Source organism: Flavobacterium plurextorum (assembly GCF_002217395.1).
Taxonomy (GTDB): domain Bacteria; phylum Bacteroidota; class Bacteroidia; order Flavobacteriales; family Flavobacteriaceae; genus Flavobacterium; species Flavobacterium plurextorum.
Genome location: NZ_MUHD01000011.1, coordinates 37,312 through 63,936, shown reverse-complemented (window position 1 = coordinate 63,936; position 26,625 = coordinate 37,312). Strand labels below are relative to the sequence as shown.

Sequence of the window (26,625 nt, the reverse complement as noted above, 5' to 3'; positions counted from 1 at the left end):
TCAATTATAATGGCATTAGATTCAAAAATTCCAAATGGTCCTATAGCGGACAAATGGACAAATTATAAAGATCATATTAATTTAGTAAACCCTGCTAACAAACGTAATTTAGATATTATTGTTGTTGGTACAGGTTTGGCTGGAGGTTCTGCAGCAGCTACTTTGGCTGAGTTAGGATATAACGTAAAAGCATTTTGTTTTCAAGATTCACCTCGTCGTGCACACTCTATTGCAGCTCAAGGAGGAATCAATGCAGCAAAAAACTATAAAGGTGACGGTGACTCAGTTTACAGATTGTTCTATGATACTGTAAAAGGTGGTGACTACCGTGCACGTGAGGCAAACGTTCACCGTTTGGCTGAGGTTTCGGCAAATATTATTGACCAATGTGTGGCTCAAGGGGTGCCATTGGCTCGTGAATATGGCGGACTTTTAGATAACCGTTCTTTTGGAGGAACTTTGGTTTCTCGTACATTTTATGCACAAGGACAAACTGGACAGCAATTATTGTTAGGAGCTTATTCTGCAATGAACCGTCAAATTGGTCGTGGTAAAGTAAAAATGTACAACCGTCACGAAATGTTAGACATTGTAATCGTAAACGGAAAAGCGAGAGGTATTATCGCTCGTAACTTAATTACTGGAGAAATAGAAAGACATTCTGCTCACGCAGTAGTAATTGGTTCTGGAGGATACGGAAACGTATTTTTCCTTTCAACAAATGCTATGGGAAGTAACGCAACAGCAGCTTGGAAAATACATAAAAAAGGAGCGTTTTTCGCAAATCCTTGTTACACACAAATTCACCCAACATGTATTCCAGTTTCAGGAGATCACCAGTCAAAACTGACTTTGATGTCTGAATCTTTACGTAATGATGGTCGTATTTGGGTTCCTGCAAAATTAGAAGATGCTCAGGCAATTCGTGAAGGAAAGAAAAAAGCAACAGATTTATCTGAAGCAGAAAGAGATTATTTCTTAGAAAGAAGATATCCAGCTTTTGGTAACTTAGTTCCTCGTGACGTTGCGTCTCGTGCAGCTAAAGAAAGATGTGATGCTGGTTTTGGAGTTAATAAAACGGGAGAAGCTGTTTACTTAGATTTCGCAGCAGCAATTAAACGTTACGGAACTGAAGATGCTTACGTAAAAGGTTTAGATGATAAAGATGCTGCTTTGATAACTAAATTAGGAGCTGCAATCGTGAAAAGTAAATACGGAAACTTATTCCAGATGTATTACAAAATCGTTGACGAAGATCCTTATACAACACCAATGATGATTTACCCTGCAGTTCACTACACAATGGGTGGAACTTGGGTTGATTATAACTTAATGACTACAATTCCTGGATGTTTCTCTATTGGAGAATCTAACTTCTCTGATCACGGAGCAAACAGACTTGGAGCTTCTGCTTTAATGCAAGGTTTAGCTGATGGATATTTCGTATTGCCATATACTATTGGAGATTATCTTGCTCCAGATATTAAAATGGGAGAAATTTCTACAGACTTACCAGAATTCGTTGAGGCTGAAAAAGCGGTTGTAGATCAAATTAACAAATTCATCAATAACAACGGAAAACATTCTGTAGATTATTTCCACAAGAAATTAGGAAAAATCATGTGGGATAAAGTAGGTATGGCTCGTAATGCTAAAGGTTTAAATGAAGCTATCGAAGAAATTGCTGCTTTACGTGAAGAGTTTTATAAAGATGTAAAAGTTCCAGGAAGCGCTAACGAATTTAATCAAGAATTAGAAAAAGCAACTCGTGTTGCCGATTTCTTAGAATTAGGAGAGTTGTTCGCGAAAGATGCTTTACACCGTAATGAATCTTGTGGTGGTCACTTCCGTGAGGAATACCAAACAGAAGAAGGAGAAGCACTTCGTGACGATGAGAACTTTGCATATGTTGCAGCTTGGGAATACAAAGGAAAACCAAGTGATGCAGTATTACACAAAGAAGCTCTTAATTACGAAAACATTAAATTAGTTCAAAGAAGTTATAAATAAGAATTTGGTCGAAAGCCAAAGTCTTAAAGTCCAAAGGCAAAATGTGTCAAGCGACTTTCGACTTTCGACTTTATGACTTTCAAACGAAAACGGTATGAAACTTACATTAAAAATATGGCGTCAAAAAAACGCCCAAGATAAAGGAGGGATTGTAGAATATCCTATTGATGGAATCGAACCAGATATGTCTTTCCTTGAAATGCTTGATGTTCTTAACGAACAATTAATCAACAAAGGAGAAGAGCCAGTTGCATTTGACCACGATTGTCGTGAAGGAATCTGCGGAATGTGTTCTTTATTTATCAATGGAGAAGCGCACGGACCAGACAGAGGAGTTACAACTTGTCAGTTACACATGCGTATGTTTAAAGATGGCGATACGATTTTTATCGAGCCATTTAGAGCAAAAGCTTTCCCAGTAATTAAAGATTTAGTTGTTGACAGAAGTTCTTTTGACAGAATTCAACACGCAGGAGGATTTATCTCTGTAAATACTTCAGGAAATACAATTGACGCAAATACAATTCCAATTAACAAACACGATGCAGATAAATCATTTGATGCTGCTGCTTGTATTGGTTGTGGAGCTTGTGTTGCAACTTGTAAAAACTCTTCAGCAATGTTGTTCGTTTCTGCAAAAGTATCTCAATATGCTTTATTACCGCAAGGTAAAGTTGAGGCGGTTGACCGTGTATTAAACATGGTTCACCAAATGGATTTAGAAGGTTTTGGTAACTGTACAAATACAGGAGCTTGTGAAATCGAATGTCCAAAAGGAATTTCACTTGAGAATATTGCACGTATGAACCGTGAGTATTTAGCAGCAAGTTTGAAAGGATAATTTAGAACGCAATTTTAGTTTATATTGAAAACGCATCCGCTTAGGCGGATGCGTTTTTTTGTGGTCTATTCATAAAATAATTGTGAAGCATTTATTTCTTGTTTTTCTTTTCCTTCTTGTTGTATGAAACAGTTTAAAGTTGTTCCTCCAATCTGGTCAAAATAGCTTATGTTTATTTTGTGGAAACCTTTCTCCAATTTTACGACTCCATAAGCTTCATTGAGCCAATGAATACCGTCGTTATCAACAATTAGTTCATCATCTATAAAAAGCTTTGATCCGTCGTCTGAAAGCGTTGAAAAGGTGTAATTTGCTGTTTCTGGAATGTAGATATATCCGTTAAATTTTAAGCCGATATAACGCTCCAATTTCGTTTTCCATTTCTCGCTGCTGATTTTACCTTCAAGAATTCCAGAATTAATGGGTTTTGCCAATTCTAAATCTTGCACTTGCTGGAACAATTTTCCAGTATAATAATCAAACTTTAAACCTTGTTTTGTTGGTTTTATAAAGAGAGCAGTTTTTAAATCAGGATTTTTGACTATTATTTTATTAATAGAACTCTTTCTTCCGCTCGGACTTATTTGAACAGTTTTTATAGTTCTATATTCTCCTTTTGGAATGTTTATCGTTACAGGTTTTTCATAAAGTGCAGCGGTTTCATCTGGATTATAACCGTCAATTGTATAAAAAATCTGTCCGTTTTTAATAGTAGGCTTTAGATCTAGAATATATTTTGATGCAATTAACGCCGTTTCTTCTGCTCCAAATGGTACTGGAACTTTATACAATCGTTTTTGCGATTCTAGTTTTTCTAAATGATGCGGCATTCGGTTTAAGATGAAACTATTGTAGTTTTTATTTTGAGGTTTTGTCCAGGCAATTTCAGCCAAAGCAAATACTCGGGGATAAATTTGGTAGTTTAATTTGGCTGGACTCGTCAAATATTCAGACCAAAGATTAGATTGAACTCCCAAAATATATTTCTGTTCATCAATTGTTAAACTGTCAACAGGAGTTGGGTTATAGTTGTAGATTTTTTCGACAGTTACTAGTCTTCCAACAGTAAGCGGTTCTTGTGGAGAGTAGCCTTGATTGTAATCCAGATATAAAAATTGTTCAGGATTCATGATAACAAAATGTTTTTGCTTGGCGGCGCTGATACCGCCAGATTCTCCACGCCAAGACATTACAGCTGCATTTGGAGCCAGTCCGCCTTCAAGCATTTCATCCCAGCCTAAAATTTGTCTGCCGTTTGCATTTAGGAATTTTTCAATTCTGGTTGTTAAATACGTTTGCAATTCATGTTCGTCTTTTATGCCTAGTTCTTTGATTTTTTTCTGGCAGTTTGGACATTCTTTCCATCTTGCTTTTGGACATTCATCTCCGCCAATATGAATATATTTACTCGGAAACAAAGCCATAACCTCAGTTAAAACATCTTCTAAAAATGTAAAAGTTTCTTCTTTTCCGGCACAGAATATATCTTCAAAAACACCCCAATATTCAACAACTTTATATGGGCGATCAGGAAAGCATGATAAATTAGGATACGCAGTTACGGCAGCTGTTGCGTGTCCCGGCATTTCGATTTCAGGAATGATGTTAACATAATGTTCTTCGGCAAATTTTACAACGTCCTTGATTTCTTCCTGTGTGTAAAAACCTCCGTATGGATTTCCATCAAAAAAATAAGGGAATCTTTCAAACTTATTTCCAACTAAAGTCTGGGCTCTTTTTGATCCTACTTCGGTTAGTTTTGGATATTTTTTTATCTCGATTCTCCAGCCTTGATCGTCAGTTAAGTGCCAATGGAAATTATTTAATTTATAATAAGACATTTGTGCTATAAAATCTTTTATAACATCAACGGTGAAAAAGTGACGGCAAACATCTAAATGTAATCCGCGATACGTATATCTTGGTTCGTCCTCGATAGTTACGCAAGGAAGTTTTATTTCCTGATTTTTAGGTTGGTTTGGGAGCAGCTGCAATAAACTCTGAACAGCATAGAACAATCCTTCTTCGCTTCCGGTAACTGTTATTTTTTTTGAAGTTATATTGATTTTGTAAGCTTCTCTTTTTTCCGATGAACTTGGAGTTTGGGCAATAAATAAAACTTCAATATTGCTTTTTTTATTGGATACATTGGAGTTTACAACCGATTCAAAAATCGAAGCTGTCCTTTTTTCTTTAGTGCTGAATTTATTGTCTTTAAAAACAACTTTTATCAATCCGTTAATTCGAATACTGTCTCCAGTAACTTTGTAAAAGTTTGGTTCTGGGATTATTGTATTGTTATTGGATGAGTTTTGGGCATTTCCGAAGAAACAGCAAATCATTAAAAATAAAAGGATACTTTTTTGCATGGTCGTTTTCTTGATTTATAAAACAAATTTAAAGTTTATGAGATGCTTTTTGCAAAAAATATGCAAAACTAAAATTTGTTTAAATGTCTTTGTAATAGGCTAATTAACTTTTTGGTTACTTTCTGTTATAATTTGTTTCGCAATAATATTGCATTTATTGTTTACCTTTGTTTTTATAAAAATGAATTTGCATGAATAATGATAATGAGTTGGTAAATTACACGAAGGAAGAACGTAAAAATCTTATTTTAAAAGAGATAAATCTACATACCCGTGTAAGTTTTGAAACACTATCGGTAAAATTGTTTGTTTCGGAAGATACTGTTAGACGTGATGTTAATGAACTTGAATCTGAATCGTTATTGATAAAAGTGAAAGGCGGTGCAATGACAAAAGCCTATCACCATTCTTCATCAAATCAAACTTATGCAGGCGAGTCTAAACAAATTATTGCACAAAAAACAATAGGGTTGCTTCGCGATGGAATGGTTTTGTTATTGGGCGGCGGTACAACAATTAGAGAGTTTATCCGCTTAATTCCTGATTACTTAAACTTGACCATTTTTACTGTTACTGTTTTGTCTGCAGTTGAACTTCTAGACAAACCTAATGTTAAAATTATAATGATTGGCGGCAGTATTTCATCTTACAGCCAAATGTGTGTGAGCGGCGATGTTTATAATCAATTGGCTAATATTAAAGTTGATTTGTTAATATTGGGAACAAATGCTTTAGACGTTGAAGGCGGTTTCTCAGATTCAGATTGGGAAACGGTTCAGGTAAAAAAAGCAATGATCCAGGCTTCTGAAAAAACAGCGATTCTTACTATTTCTGAAAAATTAGATACGGTTCTAAAAATGAAAATTGCCAACTTATCTGAGGTAGATTACGTTGTTACAGAAGTTGATCCTAACGACGAAAAATTACAAGCGTATAAGAAGGCAGTTCCAAGTTTAGTTTTTGTTTAATCCCAATTCTTCATTAAAAAATTAATCCAGTTCTGGTGAAAAATTTTGTCTAAATCTGCATCAGAATATCCGTTGTTTTTAAAGATCAAGACCAATTTCTGCAAATCGGCTATTGTATTTAAATCATACGGAGATTGTTCTGTACCAAAAGCACCGTCCAAATCTGAACCTACACCAATGTGATTTGCATTTCCAGCCAATTGACAAATGTGATCCATGTGTTTAAAAACGGTTTCTAAATTGCAATTCATTTCTAAAGGCATCGAAACACCTCTTTGCCAATTCGGAACCAGCATCCATGCATCTAAAGCACCTCCAATAACGGCTCCTCTAGAAACTAAAGCTTTAACCATTTCATCGCTGTATTGACGATTGTGATCAACCAAACTTCGGCAGTTGTTATGACTTGCCCAAACTGGACCATTATAATGATCTAAAGCCTGCCAGAAAGCATCGTCGCACAAATGAGTTGCGTCCAAAATAATGTTTAAACGTTCCATTTCTTTCAATAAATCAAGCCCGTTTTGATTCATTTTTCCTGTTGCATCTGTTCCGTTTGCGTATCTGCCCGGACCGTAATGTGCTGGGCCAATAGCTCGTAATCCGTAATTGTATGCTTTTTCTAAATAAGAAATGTCAATAATAGAATCAGCACCTTCTAAACTCAAAATATAACCAATTGGTTTTTTGTCATTTGGAGTGCCGTCATTCCATAAATCAATTTGTTTTTGAAGCGATTTTTTATCTGTAATTTGTGTCATTTCTCCCGCTTCTTCCATGGTTTTGTACCAAGTAAGCTGTCCTTGCGTTTGTGCCCAAGCTTGTTCAGGAGAATTCCAACCCGGAATAATACTGTCAGGTTTTACAAATCTTGCAATTTGAGTAGCAACCACAATTCCAATGTTTCCTTTTCGTAAATCGGGAAATGAAACCGTTGCGCGTTCACGATCTGGTTTATCACTCATTCCTTTTTCTAAATGACGCAAAGTGGTAACATCATTTCGTAAATCTCTATTCCATTCCATTGCATTCATGCTCAGGTCTAAATGGGCGTCTATTATAAACATATTTTTTTTTTAAGGCACAAAGGTTCAAAGGCTCAGAGGTTCTTTAGACAATTGTTATTATGAGGTCTATTCTCTTTCTTCTTCGCTCTATTTTCTATTCTTTTTTCTTTATTCTACTTTTTCTGCTGCTAGATATTAATTGTTCTGCTTCTTGCTGCAACCTGCCATTGGTCGCAAATACGGTTTTCTTTATTTATTACCTGAACAGTATCATACAAAGCGCAGGTTGGACAAACATGATAAGGAAGTGCGTAAATCGTATCGCCAATTTTATAATCATTTTGGCCTTTGTTTTCTATAATCAAATGTTCTTCTGAATGGGAAACAGGAATTAAATCTTCATCATTTAAGATTACTAATCTTTTATCAATTGGGTTTTCTGAAGAAACTGCTTTATATCCAATATCAATGCAAAAAGTTGATGTAGTAGGTTTTGAAATAATTGTTCCAACTATAACCAGCGCAGGTTTAAATAATTGTTCGGGTAAATTGGTTTGATAATTGGCATCCCAAAAAACAAAAGTACCGGGACTGCATTCTACATTTTCCTGATGGGCATAAAATGGGAATGTATTTGATCCGCCGGCAACAATTTTTAATTCGTAATCTAGATTTTGCTGTAGCTTTTCAATTTCATTAGTGATTTTTGTAAAGGATTCTTGAGCTGCGTCTTTTCGCTGTTCGATACTGCCTTTCAAATGACCATCATAAATATGAATGCCAGCCAAATTGATATTTTTTAACTGAATAATTTTTTTTACTAAAGCGCCCCAATTTTCAGAAACAGCGATTCCTGTTCTGTTCATTCCAGTATTTAAATCCAGATAAATGGTGAGATTTAAATTGTGTTCTAAAGCGGTTTCATTTAATGTTTTTGCTGATTCTAAATTGTCGACAATGGTAGAAAAATGAACTTCTGGATATTTTTGAATAAGTAAAATCCATCGGTCAGCTTTAAGACCAACCGGCTGATAGGCAAGAAGTACATCTGGAACTTGGTGTATGGCAGCAAGTTCTGCCTCTGCTATTGTAGCGCATTTTACTTTTTTGATATTGTAAATTTTAAACAACTCAAGAATTTCGCCTATTTTATGTGTTTTGATATGAGGGCGAAGCTTTTGAGTGTCTCCTTTTACCAAACTTATCAGATATTCAATATTACAGCGGAGACGATCTTCGTACACTGCCAGATATGGGGTATCAAGTTGAGTTTCGGAATTAATTTTCCACCATTTTTTTTGCATAATCTAGTTTCTTATTTTTTCGATTATTTCAATTAAATTTTGAAATGCTTCGAGCGATTGATCATAAGTTAAATGCTGCAGCATTTCTTTTGAAAATAAGTTTGAACCAATTCCAACGCATACAACTCCAGATTTAAACCAAGATTTTAAATTACTTTCTTCTAAAGTTACGCCTCCAGTCGGCATTATTTTTAAGTTCGGAAATGGTGCTTTTATTGCTTTTACATATCCTGATCCTCCAATTTTATCAGCAGGAAATAGCTTTACTATTTCTGCTCCTTGTTTGTTGGCATAAAGAATTTCGTTTAATGTAGCGGCTCCTGGAATCCAGTAAATGTTATTTTTAATACAGTAATTGCCAATTTCTAAATCAGTATGCGGACATACAATGCAATCAGCTCCTAGTTTATGGTAGGTCTCTGCATCTTCAATAGTCAAAATAGATCCAACAGCTATTTTAATGTTTAAATTGTTCGCTTTTTTAAAGTTTACCATTTGGCTGAAAACTTCTTTAGAGTCATTTGAACGCGCAGCAAACTCAATAATTTTAATGCCAGCATCAGCCGCTGATCGTAATATTATTTGGGCAGTTTCGATGTCGATTTGGGTTACTAACGGAAGTACACCTTGCGTTTTTAAAATGCTGTACATATTCTTATTTTATCTATTAATTCTGTTACTTGAGCCGTTTTTAATAAAATGACTTATTTCGGCGTTGCTGCTTATTGCAAAATCGCCATGTATACTTTGTTTGATTACGCCGCAGGCTGTTGCCCATTCAATACATTCTTGCCCAGATAATTTATTGGATAATCCGTATAATAATCCCGCATTGAAAGCATCTCCAGAACCAATTTGGTCTGTTACAACATGTATTTTGTGTTCTTGAGTTTGGAAAAAATTGCCTTCATGAATCAATAATCCTTTGTACAGATGTGCCTGTCCTTCGGATTTTCTAAAACTCATTGCTAATGTTTTTAGGTAGGGCATTTTTTCTTTTAATAACTCAAATGTTTTTTTAAAACGATTTTCATCGGATTCATTTATATCGGTTTTGATTCCGAAATAAATTTCAATGGCATCTAAATCGGCTACTGTAATTGTGCTGTATTGAAGTAAATCGGGCATAACTTCAGAAGGATGTTTTCCGTATTGCCATAATTTCGAGCGATAATTAAAATCAGATGAAATAGGCAGTCCTTTTCTGTGCGCTGCAAGAATTGCTTCTTTGCAGGCTAAACCAGCTTCGTTTGAAACTCCCGGACTTATTCCTGACCAGTGAAAATGCGTAACATCTTCTAAAACTTTATTCCAGTCAATTTGATCTTTTTGAATGGTTGAAAAAGAGGAATTACTTCGGTCGTAAATTACCTGAGATTGTCTGATTTGATTGCCAGATTCAACAAAATATAAACCTAAACGTTCTCCGCCATAAACACATTTTGAAGTATTAACATTGTATTTTTGAAGTTCGTTTAAAGCTAATTGTGCCAAATCATTTTGCGGCAGTCGGGTAATATAATCGGTTTGAATTCCGAGTTGAGAAAGTAAAACACAAACATTTGCTTCGGCGCCGCCTACGTGAATTTTTATTTCATTGGCCTGCGTAAATCGGTTTCCATCAGCAACATTCATTCGGAGTAATAACTCTCCAAAAGTTGCAATTCTAGTTTGTGGTGTTGTATTCATATTTTTTGTTTTTTGCCACTCCCGATAGCTATCGGGATTACTGATTAAAAGGATTTTAAACGTAGCGCTTATTTTTTTTTGAACACATAGAAACATAGTTTTCGAAACCGTATAAAAAACGTTTCACTTGCATTAACAAACATAGCTATGTGTAAAAGCTGGCTTTTTTTACTTCCTCTTAATGTTCAGCTAAAAAATCTATGTTTCTATGTGTTTAAAAAAAAATAATCTGTGCCAATCCGTTTAATCTGCGGGCTAATTTTTTTAATCTAATATAATTCGAAAACAGCTTCAACTTCTACAGGAATATTATCAGGTAAAGAACCCATTCCTACAGCGCTTCGTACTCCAATTCCGTTTTCTTGTCCCCAAACTTCCGCAAACAATTCACTGCAGCCGTTTATTACATAGGGATGTCTTAAAAAATCGCCATTGCAGTTCACCATTCCAAGTACTTTTATGACTCTTTTTACTTTGTTCAGACTCCCAAAATTGGTTACTATTGTTGAAAGCATGGTTAGTCCGACTTGCCTTGCTGCTAATTTTCCTTCTTCGATATCCATATCATCGCCAATTCGGCCAATAATTAAGGATTTGTCGTCTCTAACAGGACCGTGACCTGAAAGGTATAAATATTTACCATCAACTAAATAGGGTTTGTAAATACCCAAAGGCTGAGGCGCTGGCGGTAAAGACAAACCAAGAGTGTCAAATTTTTCTTGTGGTAATAAGTTCATGATATTAATGTATTATAGAGTTTAAAATAAAAACGAAAATGATTCCTAAAACAGATACTAATGATTCCATGACTGTCCATGATTTAAAAGTATCTTTCAGGCTGATATTAAAATATTCTTTGAACATCCAAAAACTTGGATCGTTTACATGCGAGCACATCAAACTTCCTGCGCCAACTGATAAAACCAGTAAGTTTGGATCTAATCCATTAAGCTCCAGTAAAGGAAGTAAAACGCTGGCTGTCATTAATCCGGCAGCGGTTGCAGAGCCAACACAAACGCGAATGATCGCGGCCATTATCCAAGCCAATAAATACGGATGAATGTTTATTTGTGTTAAAGCAGCAACAATAGTGTCGTTTACACCGCTTACAATCATAACTTCTTTTAAACTTCCGGCGCCGCCTACGATTAAAACGATCAAAGCGACATCTTTTATGGCAATGGCATAATCATCCATTACAGATACAAGGCTTCGGTTCATTCTAATTCCTAATGTATAGGTGCAAAGAAGCAGTGATATCAGCATAATCATGCTTGGTTCTCCTATTGTTTTGCAAATGTTTACTAAGTTTTCATTTGTTGAAATTAACGGCAGTAAAGAAGTAACCGTTAATCCGAAAACAGGAAATAAAGCAGAAAATAAACTAAGAGAAAAGCTTGGAAGTCTGCCTTGATTGGCAACTTCTTCAACATTTATAATTTCGTGATCAGATTCGGTTTTGATGTTTTTAAGCAAATTAGAAAACAATAAACCCGCAATAAAAATAGTTGGAATCGCTATTATTATTCCGTAAATCAAAACAAGTCCAATGTCAGCATTTAAAATACTGCTTAACGCCATTGGAGAAGGATGTGGGGGCAAAAAACCGTGTGCTACTGAAAGCGACGCAAGCATAGGGATTCCCAGATATACTTTTGACAATTTAAATTGATGGGCTACTGAAAAGATTAGAGGTACTAACAAAACAAATCCAACACTATAAAATAGAGGTATCCCAACAATAAAACCTGTAATCATTAAGCCTAAACGTACGTATTTTTTGCCTGTCCATCCCATAACTGTTTTGGCAATAACATTGGCCGCTCCTGATGAAACGGTTAGTTTTCCAATACAGGTTCCAAACACAATAATCAATGTGATTGAACCCAGCATTTCGCCTAAACCTTTTTGTACTGTTTGTGACAATGTGTTTATTGGCAGGCCTAAAAAAAGACCTGCTAATAAAGCTGTTATTATAAAAGCAATAAACGGATTGATTTTAAACCAAGCAATTTGAATGATTAAAAATGCAATGCATGCCGTAAGAATTAAAATGCTCATTTATGAATTGTGTTTTTATTTATCCCACCAGATTTTTGTTGTGAAAGTATCTGCTCCTTGTCGCTTAACCGCTTCTGCTAAGTTAGTCGAATTCACTGAATATTCGCCTGTTGGGTATTTTATACGTCTTGGAATTGTGCCATTTGTAACGTTTCCTGGATAGTTTACAGGAACCAAAACAGGATATCCTGTTCTTCTCCAGTTGGCATAAATTTCCTGTTCGTCAACAAACAAAGCAATGTAAATTTGAGTATGAATTTGATTCATTTTTGCTTCAAATGATCCTGACGCGTTATAGGGATTTGCAGTTAAATAAGGTGTGGCATCTGCAATTGCGTAAGAGGTGCCATAAACTCCCATGTTTAAGAAAGATGCTTTTACACCTTTTTCATATAAATCTTTATCTGTTTCAGTAGTATACCATCCTCTTGCTGCAGCTTCTGCTAAATACAAGTTTGTTTCGGCATTGCTTATAAGTACAAGTGGCGCATCAAATCTTAAAATAGTATTTTGATTTGGTTCAGAATAAGTTTGTTGTTCTTCTGGTGATGGAGCAGTTTTTATTCCGTTAGGAAACCCTTTTTGTACCGCCGCACTTGTATTTTGTACAGTTCCCTGCCATACTCCAGAGTAAACACTAATTCTAGGATCGGCAGTGTTTTTTAGTAAATCAATAAATGTTTTAGCAAGTTTACCACCTTCACGATTTGTTTTTCCGTATGATCCATTTGAGTAATCTTCACTTCTAGAGTCAAAACCAACCGGATTTCGGTTAAAGTTGTTTGGCCCATCTTTATAGGTCATAATTGCGTTATCGCCGCTATTTAAAATTACTCCTCCAGCGATTGCTTTTGTTACCCAAGTTTTTGATAAAGCAGGGTCAACTTTCGATAATCTTAATCCTAAACGAAGCATTAATGAATAAGAGAATTTTTTCCATTTTGCTACATCTCCAGCGTAAATAAAATCGGCTTTGCCAAAACTTGGTTTCGCAGGATCTAATGCAATGGCAGCTTCCTCAAGTTCTTTCAATAAATCTTTGTATATGAATTCTTGTGAATCATATTTTGGAAGAAAAACATTTGCACTATTTGCTTTTGCGGCTTCTGTATACGGAACGTCTCCGTACAAATCGGTAATTTTATGATATAAAAAGGCTTTCCAGATTCTAGCAATATTAAGTTTATTACTGTCGTTCGGATTGCTTTTTACGGTATTAATTACAATTTCTGTTTCGTTTAATGCCGTAGGATAGGCTTGGTTGAAATAAGCAGAGTAATAAACTTCATTATTCAAATATTTGTCTCCAACGCCCGAAGCTTCTTTGTAAGTAGCATAATGCTGCAGCATTCCGCCGCATTGAAGTATATTGGTGAAAAAATAGTTGTTTGCCAAGCCGTCCAGCTGTGCTCTGCTGAAAATAAAATTCGGATTTGGTTTTTCAACTGCATTTGGGTTGGAATTGATTTCTTCAAAATCTTCCGTACAGGCTGTCATGCTTCCTAAAAGGATACCTGCTATATATAAAAGGGTTATCTTTTTCATGTCTTTTAATTTAAAAATTAGAGATAAAATGAGTTTAAAATTTGATATTTAAACTTAAACCGAAACTTCTGGTTTTTGGCACTCCAAATTGCTCTACACCTTGTGCATTTCCTGCACTGAATACAGATTCAGGATCTACGTTTGGTGTTTTCTTGTAAAGAATGAATAGGTTTCTTGCAATAAATGAGATCGAAGCTCCTTGAAGTTTTGATAAACCTCTTATTTTATCAACTGGTAATGTGTAGCCCAATATTATTTGACGTAGTTTTATGAAGCTTGCATCATAGATAAATGTTGATGAAATACTTTTTAAACCATCATAATAATATCTTAGGTTTTCTGGAGCGATAACCATATCAACAGGATTTCCGTTTGTGTCAACACCTTTAATAGGCAGTCCGTTTTCACGACCTTCAAGAGTCAACTTAGTTAATCCCATACGTGTTCCGTACAAATCAGTTCCTGAGTATAAACTACCGCCAAATTTACCGTCAATTAAAAAGCTGAATGATACGTTTTTGTATTTGAATTCATTGGTAATACCAGCTGTCCAAGGATGTACACCTTCTCCTAATATTTCCAGCGGTCCTCTTGCGATTGCTGCAGAACCTCCGCTTAGCGTATAAACTGTATTTCCTTTAGCATCTTTAAGAGGTCTGTATCCTTTTATTGTGCTGTAAGGATGTCCCACGTCACTTGTAATAGTTGCGTAACCGTTTACAGAAGTTGCCATCGTTATAGAGTTTAGTCCATCTGTAAGCGCTTCAACTTTGTTTTCATTGTAAGAACCGTTGAAACTTGCATCCCATGAAAAATTACGTGAGTTGATGATTTTACCGCTCACTAAAAATTCAATTCCTTTATTTCTCATTTTTCCAAGGTTTAACAAAGCACTGTTTGCGCCTGAAGCTGTTGAAATTGTAGTTTCAACAATATCATTTGTAGTTGAGCGATTGTACCATGCAAAATCTAGATTTAAGCGATTGTTGAAAAATCCTAAATCAGTTCCAACCTCAATTGTTGTAGAAGTTAATGGACTTAAAGTTGAATTTGGAACTCTGTTGCTTGTTGGCGTTTGCAATTGTTCGCCATTATGTCCGCCTTGAACCATTGAGTAAGATTGGTTTAATGCATAAGGATCTGGTGTTGCACCTCCAACTTGAGCCCATGAACTTCTAAGTTTTGCAAATGAAATAAATTCAGGCATTTTTACAATATCAGAAACTATAATACTTGTTCCAACCGATGGATAAAACACAGAGTTGTTGTCTTGTGAAAGTGTTGAGAACCAATCTTGACGACCTGTAAAGTTTAAAAATACAACATTTTTATAATCTAAATCTACAGCGCCATAAACAGAGTTTGTTTTTGTTTTTCCGTAAGGATAACTGTAAGTGATTGTACCTAAGTTGCTAAGTGCGTAAAAATCATCCAATACAAAACCAGAACCTTCAATTCTTGTTTCGTCTCTCAAAGTAGTACGAGAGTTTACACCTGCTAATGCATTTAAAGAGAAATTACCGTAAATATTTTTCTTAGTATAATTAAGAATAGCTTCAGAGTTTAAGTTCGATAATTTCATTTTTGAACCTTGCGCATATCCAACTGGATTGTTTAAAGTTGTTTTTGGAATGTAACCAAAGAAATCATAGTTTGTAAAATCTTGACCAATTCTACCTTGAAGGAATAATTCAGGTGTAAAATTCAATTTTACATTCAGCATACCGATAAAACGGTTTTTAGTATCGCTGTTTTTTATTTTATTAACAACAAAATAAGGGTTTGTAGCAATTGCTACTGGGTTCCAAGCTTCTTCAACGCCGTTTTCATCATAACCTGGGGCAAGATTTCTAATATCAACTGTGTTGGCAATCATATAAGTTCCCCAGTTAGGGTTTGCTTCAGCATCTGAAACGGTAACTCTATTATTGTTTTTTTCTAAATTATATTGCGCTACTACATCAAATTTCAACCAATCAGTTAAGTTCACGTTGCTCGCAATATTTATGCTTTTGCGATTAAAACCAGAGTTTGGCACAACAGATTGATTGTCCATATTCGAGAACGAAAGACGTCCTGTTGCTTTTTCAGTTCCGCCGGATAAAGCGATCGAATTGATAAAAGTTGTTCCAGTTTCGTAGAAATTTTTAATATTGTTTTTCTGAGGGCTGTATGGTCTTTTCACTCCGTCAAATTGAATAACATCGGTTCCGTCCATTTTTGCACCCCAAGACCAGCGGCCATAATTTATTGCTTCTGCCTTAGTAGTTGGTTTTTTATTGGCATCTCCAGATCCGTATTCGTATTGCCAATCTGGTATGATTGATGGAGTTTCAAAAGTAAAAGAGGTGTTATACTCAACTCCAATTCCCTTTTGAATTGAACCTCTTTTTGTTTGAATCAAGATGACACCATTTGCAGCATTTGCACCATACAATGCTGCAGCTGTTCCACCTTTAAGAACCGTAATGGTTTTAATATCATCAGGATTTATAACAGCAGTTCCGTCACCTCGGTCAACATTAATTCTAGTTTGTCCTGCACCATTTCCAATTCCAGGTAAATTAAGCTGTGTGTTGTCAATAGGTAAGTCGTTAACCACATACATTGGCTGGTTGTTTCCGTTTAAGGAACCATTTCCTCTAATAACAACTCTTGTCGAACCGTTTGGTCCAGTTGCTGTGCTGCTTACGTTTACACCAGCAATTTTCCCTACTAAAGCATTTGAGATATTAGTTTCTTTAGCCTTTGTAAACTCAGTACCTTTTAATTCAGTCACAGCGTAAGCAACCGCTTTACTGCTTTTTTTAACTCCTAATGCAGTTACTAAAACCTGATCTAAAACATTTTCTGCAGGTTTTAAGCGTATAACTAAATCTTTAACGGCACTTAATTCATATTCTAAAGTTGCGTAACCCATATAGGAAACAATGATATGAGTCTCGTTTTCTGGAACATTTAATTTGAACTTTCCTGTTTCATCAGTAATAGATGCATTTTTTTTGTTGCTTTTAGCATAAATTGTCGCTCCCGCAATTGGCATTCCGTCATCCTGACCAATCACTTGGCCCGAAATTTCAACCTGACTGCTTTTTTGCTCAAAAAGATGTTTTTTAATTGCAGTCTCTTTCGCATTTGCTGAGAAGATTACCCCCCCAATAAACACTAATGAAATTAACTTTGTTTTCATAATTTTTTGGTTTTCATGTTTTTTTTTGGTTTTTATTGGCGATCAAATATATATATTTATTTTTCACATTTGCATTTTTTTTGCAAGAAATGCATTTTTTTTGCATATTTTTTTGCTGATGTATTTTTGTTTTCCAAAAAAAGTGCAGTTTTAAAAGGCTCTTTGAGAAAATTTTGCAGCGGCAACTTTTTTAGATGCAAAAAAAATTTAGCTGAAAATTCGTATTTTTGAAGTATGAAAACAGCACTAATTCAATCCGACCTTTATTGGGAAAATGCTTCTGAAAACAGAAAACGCTTTGAAGTGAAAATAAATCAGCTCGATTCTGAAGTAAATCTTATTGTTCTCCCAGAAATGTTTTCAACTGGTTTTACCATGAATCCTTCTGTAGTTGCCGAAACTATGCAGGGAGAAACCGTGTTGTGGATGAAAGCTATGGCAAAAGCAAGAAACAGTGCCGTTGCAGGAAGTTTGGTTATTGTTGAAAATGAAAAGTATTATAACCGAATGCTGTTTGTTTTTCCGTCAGGTGAAACTCAGTTTTATGACAAACGACATTTATTTACATTAGCTGGCGAAGAGGAATTTTATACAGCAGGAACTCAAAAAGTAATAGTTGATTATCTCGATTGGAAAATTTGCCTGCAGGTTTGTTATGATTTGAGATTTCCAGTGTTTGTTAGAAATGTCGAAAATTATGATTTGCTTTTGTATGTTGCCAATTGGCCAAAAGTACGCACAAATGCTTGGGACACTTTGCTTAAAGCACGTGCCATCGAAAATTTAAGTTATGTTATTGGAGTAAACAGAATTGGACTTGATGCCAATAATTTTGAGCATATTGGACATTCGCAGGCAATAGATTTTTTAGGGAACTATATTTTAGAACCACAGGAAACAGAAGATGTTTTTGTACTTGAACTAGATAAAAATGTAATGCTGGAAGCTCGAAAAAAGTTCGCTTTTTTAAACGATAAAGACAGTTTTAAAATCAATTTGGACTAAGAAACAAGATGTTTTAATTGGAATCTACAACTGTAATCTCTTCTTTTGGATTTTTACAGCGAACAAGAATTTTTTTATATTCCCATTCTGAACCCAATTTTTTAGCTGTAATATCTAATTTACCATTGCTTTTTGTGCCTTTAATTCTAATCGATAATACAACCGAAGTATTGTTGTCAGCATAAATCGTGTTGCCTTCTAAAATCGCTAATTTGTCGATTGGCTGAATTTCTCCAACAGTTTCTAAGATTCTTTTGTTTGAATTGGCTTTTTCTATCGCCTTTTCATACAATGCAGTATCATTATAGGCTTGAGCAAAATCCATTATGTTTTCGTCGGAGCTCGAGAATAAATAGCCGGAGATTAAAACCAATGAAAGGACTAAAGGAATAATCCATTTCCAGTTTGATTGAAACCAGTTTTTACTTTCAATTAATTCAGCATCCATTTTATGCGATTGAATTAAGATTTAAAAAGCTTTCCGTTTTTTCTCTTCCTTCTTTCTCTTTAAATCATCGTCTTTTTTCTCGACTTCAGGATTATAAGGAATATTTAAATCAATCGACTGATCAACATCCCAATTCGATCGAACATCTACGCCTTTTTGATAATAAAATACCTCTTCAGCATACGTTTTGTTTAAGAAACTACCCGTGTCGTACATCTTATTTTTATTATCATCATAGATAATTCGAACCGTAAATTCTTCTGGAAGCAGTAAGTTGAATTCAATTTTTGTTTTGCCCTCAGAATATTCAGAAGCATATACATTATCGCCTTTTTTATTGGTGATTTCAACAATTATAGGAAAGCGTTTTACGTTTTGTAAATTCAAAACCAGATTACCATAATCTTCAAATTCCTTTGTAGTTAACTTATACGATAACGTATCATTTGTTTTGTCGTAGAAATCAGTTAACGCGCCAGGGAAAAATGTGAAATTATATTTTTGCAGAGGCTCTTTTTTGAAATCAACGTACAATTTCTGTTCGAACTCGTCGTATTCTGTAGTAAAATCAACCGCAGTAGAATCTTTATTTACGAGTCTAATTTTTGTTTTGTCAAATTTTACCAGTGGAGTTTCAGTTTCTAACGTGAATTTTTCTCTGAAATTAAGCACGCCGTTTTGAACAGCTTTAATATTTAAAGTGTCTTTTTTCTGATCCTTAATCTTAAAAGTGAATTTTTTATTGTACTTGTCGTTACTCACTTCCAATGACAATGAATCAGCTTTTAAAGGTTTATACCAAATTTGCAGCGAATCTTTTTTAGGAAATTGTGTTACGATAGTTTCGAGTACCTGTCCGTTGTTTTTTAGTACAATTTTTGGTTTCGAGTTTTTGAAATTCTGTGTTCCTTCATACGGAAGAAGTAATCTGTTTCCTGAAACCTGAATTGGTTTGAATGCTTTTAAAGGCAGTGTTTCTTTAAATAAATCTAACTCAAAAATGGTATCATTAGGTACCGTAATAAAATGTTTTATAAATCCAATTTTATCGTCTTTTGGATTAAATTTATTATTGCTTCCTTTATCTTTTAGAGCAACTAACAAGTATTTCCCAGCTTTTAAATTTTCAAATTTAAAAGTTCTCATACTGTCTAAAGTATTGGTAATGTATCGCGGAAATTCTTTGTAAATAACAGAATCTTTGTATTTGTCGTTTGCTTCATAAAGCATTACAGAAACAAAATTGTCTACGTTTTTTGCGTATGCATCTTTAATTTTTCCGCCAAGAGTAAGAGAATCGATATAAGCGCCGGTTGAAAAAATGTATTTAAACTGGTTCAGCGGATTTCCTTCGTTATTATCAGTAATACTTTGTCCAAAATTTAAGCTGTAAGTAGTATTAGGCTGTAAAGTATCTCTAAGTTTTATCTTTAAAAATTTACTCACACCAACAGGCGTAATCTGCGGCTCATATTTCATTGGAGGAGAAATAATAAGCTGTTTGTTGAGGTTTTTTAATTTAACATATTCATCAAATACCAATGTAATCTCGTTTCCCTGAAAATCTGTAGTTAAGTTTTTAGGAGTGCTGGATATTAAAATAGGAGCCAGAGTGTCTTTTAATCCGCCAGTAATATTGCCTCTTTTGGCGCAGCTCACCATTAATAATACCAATAAAAATGAAATATATTTGAGTTTGCTTTTAAACATAGCGGTTTTTAAATTTGATTGCACAAAATAACAATTATATTTGCTTTAATTGAAATTTTTTGGCCATTTATTAGGATTTCGAACTGTAGATATTTTCGCAATTTTTAGAATTTAAAATCTCTGATATGAGATAATTTCTTACTTTTGATTTTAAATATAATATCACTTTGTTTTGGTTAAAAGATTTTTTTGGGTTTTGTTACTTCTTTTTCTGACTGCGTGCAGCAAAAAAGACCAGCCAATAATTTCTTTTTATTATTGGAAAACCAATCTAAAATTTTCAGAAACTGAAAAGACAGCTCTCAAAGACAATGAGGTTCATAAACTTTATGTTCGATATTTTGACATCGGACTTGATCCTCAAACGCAAAAGCCATTTCCTGTAAGTCCAGTTCATTTTTATGAAAATGTGCAAGAGTTTGAAATTGTTCCAGTTGTTTTTATTCAAAATAAAGTAATGCTTGAGAAGTATTTAGACGTTGAAGATCTTGCAAAAAAGACGATTCATTTAATTACTGAAATCAACAGCAAGAATAAAATTAATTGTACCGAAATCCAAATTGACTGCGATTGGACATTGAACAGCAAAGACGATTATCTTAAGTTTATTGAGCAGATTAAAAAGCTTTCGAAGAAAAAACTCTCGGCCACAATCAGACTTCATCAAGTTAAGTACTTTAAGAAAACTAAAATTCCGAATGTAGATAACGGTGTTTTGATGTTTTACAATATGGGAAGTATAGCGCCAGATTCATTAAATTCTATTTACAGCCGAAAAATCTCAGAGAAATATCTTAAAAGTTTAAAGAAATATCCGCTGCATCTTGATTATGCGCTTCCTATTTATTCGTGGGCAATTCATATTAGGAATCAAAAGGTTTTAGGTTTGCGTTCGAAATTGAATATCAACGAACTCAAAAAAGATAAAAACTTCGAGCAGATTAGTTCAATATTTTTTAGAGTAAAACAATCTAATTACAAAAATGGTGTTTATTACCAAGAAAATGATCTGCTGAAAACAGAGACAATTTCTCCCGAAGATTTAAAAGAAATGGCTGAAGATTTAGACGATAATAAAGCGCAGTCTCCAAAAGAAATTATATTTTACGATTTAGACGAATTCAATATTAATAATTATGAAAAGAATATTTTTAAGCAAGTTGTTTCTTGGTTTTAGTGCAGCTTTCCTTTTTACATACGGAATAATTTATGCTTGTGCAGATGGAGATTGGGATTATTTTGGTATTTATAGTTCTAATTTTACTCCAGAAACGTTTGCAGATAAATCCTATTCACCGCTTTTTTTGTCGAATGGTATTTTCTACGGAATTGGTTATGATACCCAGCATAATTCACGTTTCAATAAAGACATAAAATCAGATTGGGCAGCTTATCTTAAAGGAAAAATAGATACTACAACAGTAAATTATTTTTTAATTGGTGATGAGAAGCCAAATTATTATTCAGATAATAAAAATAAGATTAAGAATAAGGAAGAAATCACAGATCTTCATGTGTATTATAAAGCTAAAAAAGAGAATGCTTCGTCTTTAAAATGGGGAAAAAAGATGCCATTGAAAGATGAAAAAGTAAAAAACTTTGTTGAGTTTTTGTATTTGGCACAAAAAATAGAAACCGTTTCAATTAGCGAAGATCATTGGAGTTATGATCCTGTTGTGGCAAAAACGTTCAATGATGCTAAAATGATTCAGTCAATCGAGAATGTTTACAATACTTTGTCTGATCCTTTCTTGAAAAATAGATATTGGTTTCTTACCATGAAAGCTCGTTTTTATAGTAATAATAAACAAAAAGCAATTGAGTTTTTTAATAAAACAGAAAGCTCAGTTCCTAAAAATACATTGTATTATCGCGCGCTTTCATACGTTGCCGGAATCAATCATAAACAAGGAAAATATGCGGTTTCGAACTATTTGTATGCACAGGTTTTTGATAAATGTCCTGAATTAAGAGTGGTAACAGCGTATAGTTTTGCTCCAAAAAATGAAACAGACTGGAATAAAGCGCTGACAATGGCAAAGACTAATAAAGAGAAAGCAGCACTTTGGGCTATTCACGGATATTATAAAGATGAAAAACAAGCAATCGAGAAAATTTACGAATTAGATCCAAAAAGCGAGCATTTAAATTATTTGGCGACTAGATTGGTAAACGGACTTGAACAGTCTATAAATAACTCTTTTCAGAAGGATGGTGGAGAAAACCAGCCCGTAAAAAAGCTTACTGTTGCGGAAAACAAAACCGAAAATCAAGCTAAAGTGGATAAAAAAGCGCTGGATTTAATTGCAAAAATTTCGGCGGCAGGAAATACAGACAGACCTTATTTATGGGATTTGTCTCTTGGGTATTTGCAGACTTTAAAAGGTGATTATGCAAATGCAGATAAGAATTTTGATAAAGCGGTAAAAACGCTTCCTAAAACAGAATTGGCAGGAATGCAGCTTCGTTTATTGCGTTTTGTAAATAACTTAAGTAAAATTGATAAACTGACGGATAAAAACGAAAAAACAATTTTGGCAGATTTGAATTGGTTGTATTACGAACTTCCAAAAAACTATAAAGGACAAGAATTTCGTTATCAAAATGCTTCTTCATGGAGCAGAAGTTATTTGTCTACGCTTTATAGAGAAAAAGGGAATTTAGTTATGGCTGAGATTTTTGGCGAATCTCGTTACAGCTATTGGAATGATGGAAATGCTTTTTATGATGATGAGAAGAATTTACAGGGAATAAAAACGTTTTTGTCTAAATCGAATAAGTCTGAAATCGAGAATATTGGTGCGGGAATTTATAGTTTGAAATTAAAAGATATTAATAACTTTCAGGCAGTTCAGGCAACTTTCAAAAACAAAATTCCAGAAGCTATCGAGTTTATGAAACAGACAGATTCTGTTCAGAATTCTAAATTTTTAGGAAATCCGTTTAACGGAAGTATAAAAGACTGCCACGATTGTGATCATGCAGCTTACCAAAAAAGAAAGTATACACAAATGGATTTCTTAAATACAATAAAAGAAATGCAGGATAAACTGGCTAAAAACGAAGATGTTTACACCAATAGTTTATTGTTAGGAAATGCATTTTATAATATTTCGCATTTTGGAAACGGAAGAACTTTCTACGAAATTACTATTGTAGGTTACGGCTCAAGTCCATATTCGTTTAGAGATTCTATGAAAAAGATGATTACAGATTGCAGTGTTTCTAAAATGTATTACCAAAAAGCATTGCAGGCAGCATCTACAAAGGAGCAGAAAGCAAAATGTGTGTATTTAATCTCGAAATGCGAACGAAATGAATATTATAATACAAAATACAATAGTGTTAAATATTGGTGGGATGCTAATGATGATAAAGTGAATTTTATTGCTTGGAATGGATTTAAAACGCTGCAAAAAGAATATTCGGATACTAAATATTATCAGGATGTAATTGCAGAATGTGGTTATTTTAATACTTATGTAACTCAATTAAAATAAGATGGTAAATAAAATAGAACATATTGGAATTGCCGTAAAAAATATGGACGATGCAAATGTATTGTTCGAGAAATTATTGGGCGTTCCGTCGTACAAAGAAGAAAGGGTAGAAAGTGAAGGAGTTTTGACCTCTTTTTTTCAAACTGGAACAAACAAAATTGAACTTTTGATGGCGACGAATCCAGAAAGCCCAATTGCGAAATTTTTAGAAAAGAAAGGTGAAGGAATTCATCACATCGCTTTTGATGTTGAAGATATTCATGCCGAGATTTCACGCTTAAAAAGCGAAGGTTTTGTATTGATAAATGAAGTTCCGAAGAAAGGCGCCGACAATAAATTGGTGGTTTTTTTGCATCCAAAGAATACAAATGGTGTTTTGGTTGAGCTTTGTCAGGAAATTAGATAAAAAAAGTTCCTTTTTTTATTCTCAATAATGCCTTGAAAATCAATCTTGTTTTTGAAACATGGGCTTTGAATTAAAATTAAATGCAAATCATGTCTTAAAATATTTGGTGTGAATGAAAAATAGTAGTAATATTGCATCCTCTAAACCGGTCCTATAGCTCAGCTGGTTAGAGCACCTGACTCATAATCAGGTGGTCCCTGGTTCGAGCCCAGGTGGGACCACGGTTTACACTTGAAAAGCCTTATAAACACTACGTTTGTAAGGCTTTGTTTTTTTCAGGGGCGGAATAAGGGGCGGAATTTTTATATTTTTAGAATAAAAAAAACCTCTATAAAGAGGCTTTGATTGTGGATTCTAATGTAGTTTCTATTTTCCAGATTTTCTTCTGTTACAATCTTTACACAACATTTGTAAATTTTCTTCGATAGTTTTTCCGCCGTCATGCCATGGTGTGATATGGTCGCCTTCCATTTGTGCGACATCAAAATGTTTTTTACAAGAAACACAAATTCCTTCTTGTTGCTCATATACTTTTTGTTTCATAGAATCAGAAAAAGCTCTTATTCCTAAATGGCGTTCATCTCGAGTTAAAATGTATGGATATATTCCTTTTTTCTTTTGCACATCATCATCTGCAATAAGTCTTGCTGTTTCTTCTTCTATTGCTTTTGTGTCAAAAACTTGGTCTTTATATACATTATATAGAGCTCCCCAGTCTACACCATTCATAAACTTGACACGTTTTTTAGTAAATGTACCTTGAACCCAAGTGATTACACTTTGAAAATATTGCCATAAAGCTAATGCATTCGGGTCGTGTTGATGGTTTGCCATATGAACCTCAATATTGCTTTTTGAAATCCATCTTATTGCAGTTTCTAAATAATCTTGTCTATTAGGTGTACCGCTTAAATAATCACTTCCAATATTGTATGCAACACAATTATTTTTACTGAAGTATCTTTTCGCGTCAGTAACCCAAGAACCCGAATAAACAGCGTTTCTTAATTCTTGTTCTGTTAGTTTTTCTCCAGCAATATTAATTGTTTTAAACCACTCTAATTTTTCGCTATCTGTACCGCTACAAACATAAACCATTAATTTATAGTCTAAAATTTTGTCTTGTTCGTCTTTCTGTAAATTATGGAAATACTTAAACATATATGCGAAATCTCCATTTATATATTGACAAATAGATATTGTTCTTTGTTGCCCGTCTATAACCTCAAAATTTCCGTCCTCACGAATTGCCCAATACATAACGTTAAGTGGGTAGTTTTTTGTGATAGTATCTATTACGGCATCTCTTTGTTTGTCTTTATAAATAAATTCTCTTTGATAAGGTGGGCGAATATCTAATTTACCGCCAAAACCAATTACCCCATTTTCTTCGTTATCTTGAAATCCGTTTGTTAGTTCTCGGACTGAAATCTCTTTAAGTTCTATATTCATTATTATTTTCTTTTAATTAGAAATCTAGTGTAAAGTACTTTTAAATATCCTTCAGCGTTATCAGCGGTATAATAAACTCCTTCAGGTTTATTTTTGTATAGAATAGTCGAACTAGTATTTGCTTTGCTTCCGTTTGTTGTGGTACCGTCTTCGTTGTGTTGTTTTGGATTGATATATTTTTTAATTGGTCTAGCTTCAAATTCATCTCTACCCGAAGTCATACCTACAATTTCGAACTGGTCTGGATTATATTTGTCTAAAAATGTAATAGGGACTCCCATTATTCCATTGTAGTCTACTGGTATTTCATTTGTTTTGCTAACTTCAATTGCATTATAATTGTCATATTTTGGGTATTCCTCTTCATTATACATCTTGTAAAGTATTAAATCTTCGTGTCGTTTATTTAAGTCAAGATTTGTAAACCAATGAACTCCAGATACTCTAATCATACCTTCTTTTCTATCTGTAGCAGTTGCATAGTCTTCGTAATGTTGGTTAATAAAATGCCCAGCCCCTCCTTTGAATCCATAGCCTAACCATATTCTATTCTCTTTAATAAGTCTAAAGATTTCTTTATATTTAGTTGCATTTTGATGTCCAATAATTACGAATTTTTTCTCATTTTCAATTATTTGAGCTACATATTCACGGAATAATGAGAAAGGTGGGTTGGATACGATTATATCAGCTTGTTTTAGCAATTCAATACTTTCCTGGCTTCTAAAATCACCATCACCTTTTAAAGGTATAATACCAATTTCGCTCGGGTCTGGGACATTATTACCGTTTTTGTCACCATTATATTCTAAATACACAGCCTGTTCGGATTCATTTTGACTAAATAAATCCATATTTTGACTTTTATAACAAGTAGCAATAAGTTTTTTTAGACCTAATTTTTCAAAGTTATATGAAAAATAATGAAAAAAATTGCTAACACGTGGGTCATCACAGTTACAATATACTATTTTGTTTTTGAAATGATTTTTGTAGTGTTTAAGTTCTCTATCTATATCTGGAAGTTGAGTATAGAACTCGTCTTTCTTATTTTTTTTAGCTTGAGTTAAATTTTCGTTTTGAGATTTTTTAGCCATTGATTGAAATTATTTACAAACAA

The 26,625-nt window shown here is 34.1% G+C and carries 20 protein-coding genes and 1 tRNA gene; 8 read left to right on the top strand and 13 right to left on the bottom strand.

Annotated features, from left to right (window positions below; translation table 11 throughout):
- The first annotated feature begins 9 nt into the window (after positions 1-9).
- Positions 10-2,010, top strand: coding sequence for a fumarate reductase/succinate dehydrogenase flavoprotein subunit (locus tag B0A81_RS05420; protein WP_089057072.1), 2,001 nt, complete (start codon positions 10-12; stop codon positions 2,008-2,010).
- Between the two features lie 94 nt (positions 2,011-2,104).
- The gene (locus B0A81_RS05415) at positions 2,105-2,851 is read left to right on the top strand and encodes a succinate dehydrogenase/fumarate reductase iron-sulfur subunit (protein WP_089054678.1); all 747 of its coding nucleotides are present in this window, start codon (positions 2,105-2,107) and stop codon (positions 2,849-2,851) included.
- 65 nt (positions 2,852-2,916) lie between these two features.
- Here the strand turns inward: B0A81_RS05415 and B0A81_RS05410 are convergent, their stop codons facing one another.
- Positions 2,917-5,220 (bottom strand): family 20 glycosylhydrolase, encoded by a 2,304-nt coding sequence (locus B0A81_RS05410; RefSeq protein WP_089057071.1) that lies wholly within the window; start codon positions 5,218-5,220, stop codon positions 2,917-2,919.
- Positions 5,221-5,411: 191 nt separating this feature from the next.
- Here B0A81_RS05410 and B0A81_RS05405 point away from each other — a divergent pair, with 191 nt between their 5' ends.
- A complete protein-coding gene (locus tag B0A81_RS05405) occupies positions 5,412-6,188 on the top strand; it encodes a DeoR/GlpR family DNA-binding transcription regulator (protein ID WP_089057070.1) in 777 nt (258 codons plus the stop codon).
- Here the strand turns inward: B0A81_RS05405 and B0A81_RS05400 are convergent.
- From B0A81_RS05400 to B0A81_RS05365, 8 genes are all read right to left on the bottom strand, one after another.
- Positions 6,185-7,255: a dipeptidase gene (locus tag B0A81_RS05400; protein ID WP_089057069.1), complete on the bottom strand. Its 1,071-nt coding sequence runs from the start codon at positions 7,253-7,255 to the stop codon at positions 6,185-6,187. The two genes, B0A81_RS05405 and B0A81_RS05400, sit on opposite strands and share 4 nt — an antisense overlap.
- 128 nt (positions 7,256-7,383) lie before the next feature.
- A complete protein-coding gene (locus tag B0A81_RS05395; protein ID WP_089057068.1) occupies positions 7,384-8,499 on the bottom strand; it encodes a D-TA family PLP-dependent enzyme in 1,116 nt (371 codons plus the stop codon).
- A gap of 3 nt (positions 8,500-8,502) precedes the next feature.
- Positions 8,503-9,150 carry a bifunctional 4-hydroxy-2-oxoglutarate aldolase/2-dehydro-3-deoxy-phosphogluconate aldolase gene (locus tag B0A81_RS05390; RefSeq protein WP_089057067.1) on the bottom strand — a complete coding sequence of 216 codons (648 nt, stop codon included), beginning with the start codon at positions 9,148-9,150 and terminating at the stop codon, positions 8,503-8,505.
- A 9-nt stretch (positions 9,151-9,159) separates the two neighbouring features.
- On the bottom strand, positions 9,160-10,188 hold the full coding sequence (locus tag B0A81_RS05385) for a sugar kinase (protein ID WP_089057220.1): 1,029 nt from the start codon (positions 10,186-10,188) through the stop codon (positions 9,160-9,162).
- A 269-nt stretch (positions 10,189-10,457) separates the two neighbouring features.
- Positions 10,458-10,925 carry a RidA family protein gene (locus tag B0A81_RS05380; RefSeq protein WP_089054685.1) on the bottom strand — a complete coding sequence of 156 codons (468 nt, stop codon included), beginning with the start codon at positions 10,923-10,925 and terminating at the stop codon, positions 10,458-10,460.
- 4 nt (positions 10,926-10,929) lie between these two features.
- A complete protein-coding gene (locus B0A81_RS05375; protein ID WP_089057066.1) occupies positions 10,930-12,249 on the bottom strand; it encodes a GntP family permease in 1,320 nt (439 codons plus the stop codon).
- A gap of 15 nt (positions 12,250-12,264) precedes the next feature.
- Complete coding sequence (locus B0A81_RS05370) at positions 12,265-13,794, bottom strand: SusD/RagB family nutrient-binding outer membrane lipoprotein (RefSeq protein ID WP_089057065.1); 1,530 nt, start codon at positions 13,792-13,794, stop codon at positions 12,265-12,267.
- A 34-nt stretch (positions 13,795-13,828) separates the two neighbouring features.
- Positions 13,829-16,984: a SusC/RagA family TonB-linked outer membrane protein gene (locus B0A81_RS05365; RefSeq protein WP_089057064.1), complete on the bottom strand. Its 3,156-nt coding sequence runs from the start codon at positions 16,982-16,984 to the stop codon at positions 13,829-13,831.
- 234 nt (positions 16,985-17,218) lie between these two features.
- Here B0A81_RS05365 and B0A81_RS05360 point away from each other — a divergent pair, with 234 nt between their 5' ends.
- Positions 17,219-17,989 (top strand): nitrilase family protein, encoded by a 771-nt coding sequence (locus B0A81_RS05360; protein ID WP_089057063.1) that lies wholly within the window; start codon positions 17,219-17,221, stop codon positions 17,987-17,989.
- Positions 17,990-18,002: 13 nt separating this feature from the next.
- Here B0A81_RS05360 and B0A81_RS05355 read toward each other — a convergent pair whose 3' ends face one another.
- Together B0A81_RS05355 and B0A81_RS05350 are read right to left on the bottom strand one after the other, a co-directional pair.
- On the bottom strand, positions 18,003-18,437 hold the full coding sequence (locus B0A81_RS05355; RefSeq protein ID WP_089057062.1) for a cytochrome c oxidase assembly factor Coa1 family protein: 435 nt from the start codon (positions 18,435-18,437) through the stop codon (positions 18,003-18,005).
- Between the two features lie 21 nt (positions 18,438-18,458).
- Positions 18,459-20,147 (bottom strand): Ig-like domain-containing protein, encoded by a 1,689-nt coding sequence (locus B0A81_RS05350; protein WP_089057061.1) that lies wholly within the window; start codon positions 20,145-20,147, stop codon positions 18,459-18,461.
- A gap of 196 nt (positions 20,148-20,343) precedes the next feature.
- Between B0A81_RS05350 and B0A81_RS05345 the strand changes: the two genes are divergently transcribed.
- The 4 genes from B0A81_RS05345 to B0A81_RS05330 all read left to right on the top strand — a co-directional run bounded on the left by B0A81_RS05345 (position 20,344) and on the right by B0A81_RS05330 (position 24,274).
- On the top strand, positions 20,344-21,324 hold the full coding sequence (locus B0A81_RS05345) for a hypothetical protein (protein WP_244281286.1): 981 nt from the start codon (positions 20,344-20,346) through the stop codon (positions 21,322-21,324).
- Complete coding sequence (locus B0A81_RS05340; RefSeq protein ID WP_089057059.1) at positions 21,284-23,647, top strand: hypothetical protein; 2,364 nt, start codon at positions 21,284-21,286, stop codon at positions 23,645-23,647. Before B0A81_RS05345 ends, B0A81_RS05340 begins: the two co-directional genes overlap by 41 nt.
- Position 23,648: 1 nt before the next feature.
- A complete protein-coding gene (mce, locus tag B0A81_RS05335; protein WP_089057058.1) occupies positions 23,649-24,053 on the top strand; it encodes a methylmalonyl-CoA epimerase in 405 nt (134 codons plus the stop codon).
- A 147-nt stretch (positions 24,054-24,200) separates the two neighbouring features.
- Positions 24,201-24,274: transfer RNA gene (locus B0A81_RS05330), tRNA-Ile, on the top strand.
- Between the two features lie 145 nt (positions 24,275-24,419).
- Here B0A81_RS05330 and B0A81_RS05325 read toward each other — a convergent pair.
- Both B0A81_RS05325 and B0A81_RS05320 read right to left on the bottom strand, forming a co-directional pair.
- Positions 24,420-25,505 (bottom strand): GmrSD restriction endonuclease domain-containing protein, encoded by a 1,086-nt coding sequence (locus B0A81_RS05325; RefSeq protein ID WP_089057057.1) that lies wholly within the window; start codon positions 25,503-25,505, stop codon positions 24,420-24,422.
- A 2-nt stretch (positions 25,506-25,507) separates the two neighbouring features.
- Complete coding sequence (locus B0A81_RS05320) at positions 25,508-26,602, bottom strand: adenine-specific methyltransferase EcoRI family protein (protein ID WP_089057056.1); 1,095 nt, start codon at positions 26,600-26,602, stop codon at positions 25,508-25,510.
- Between the last annotated feature and the right edge of the window lie 23 nt (positions 26,603-26,625).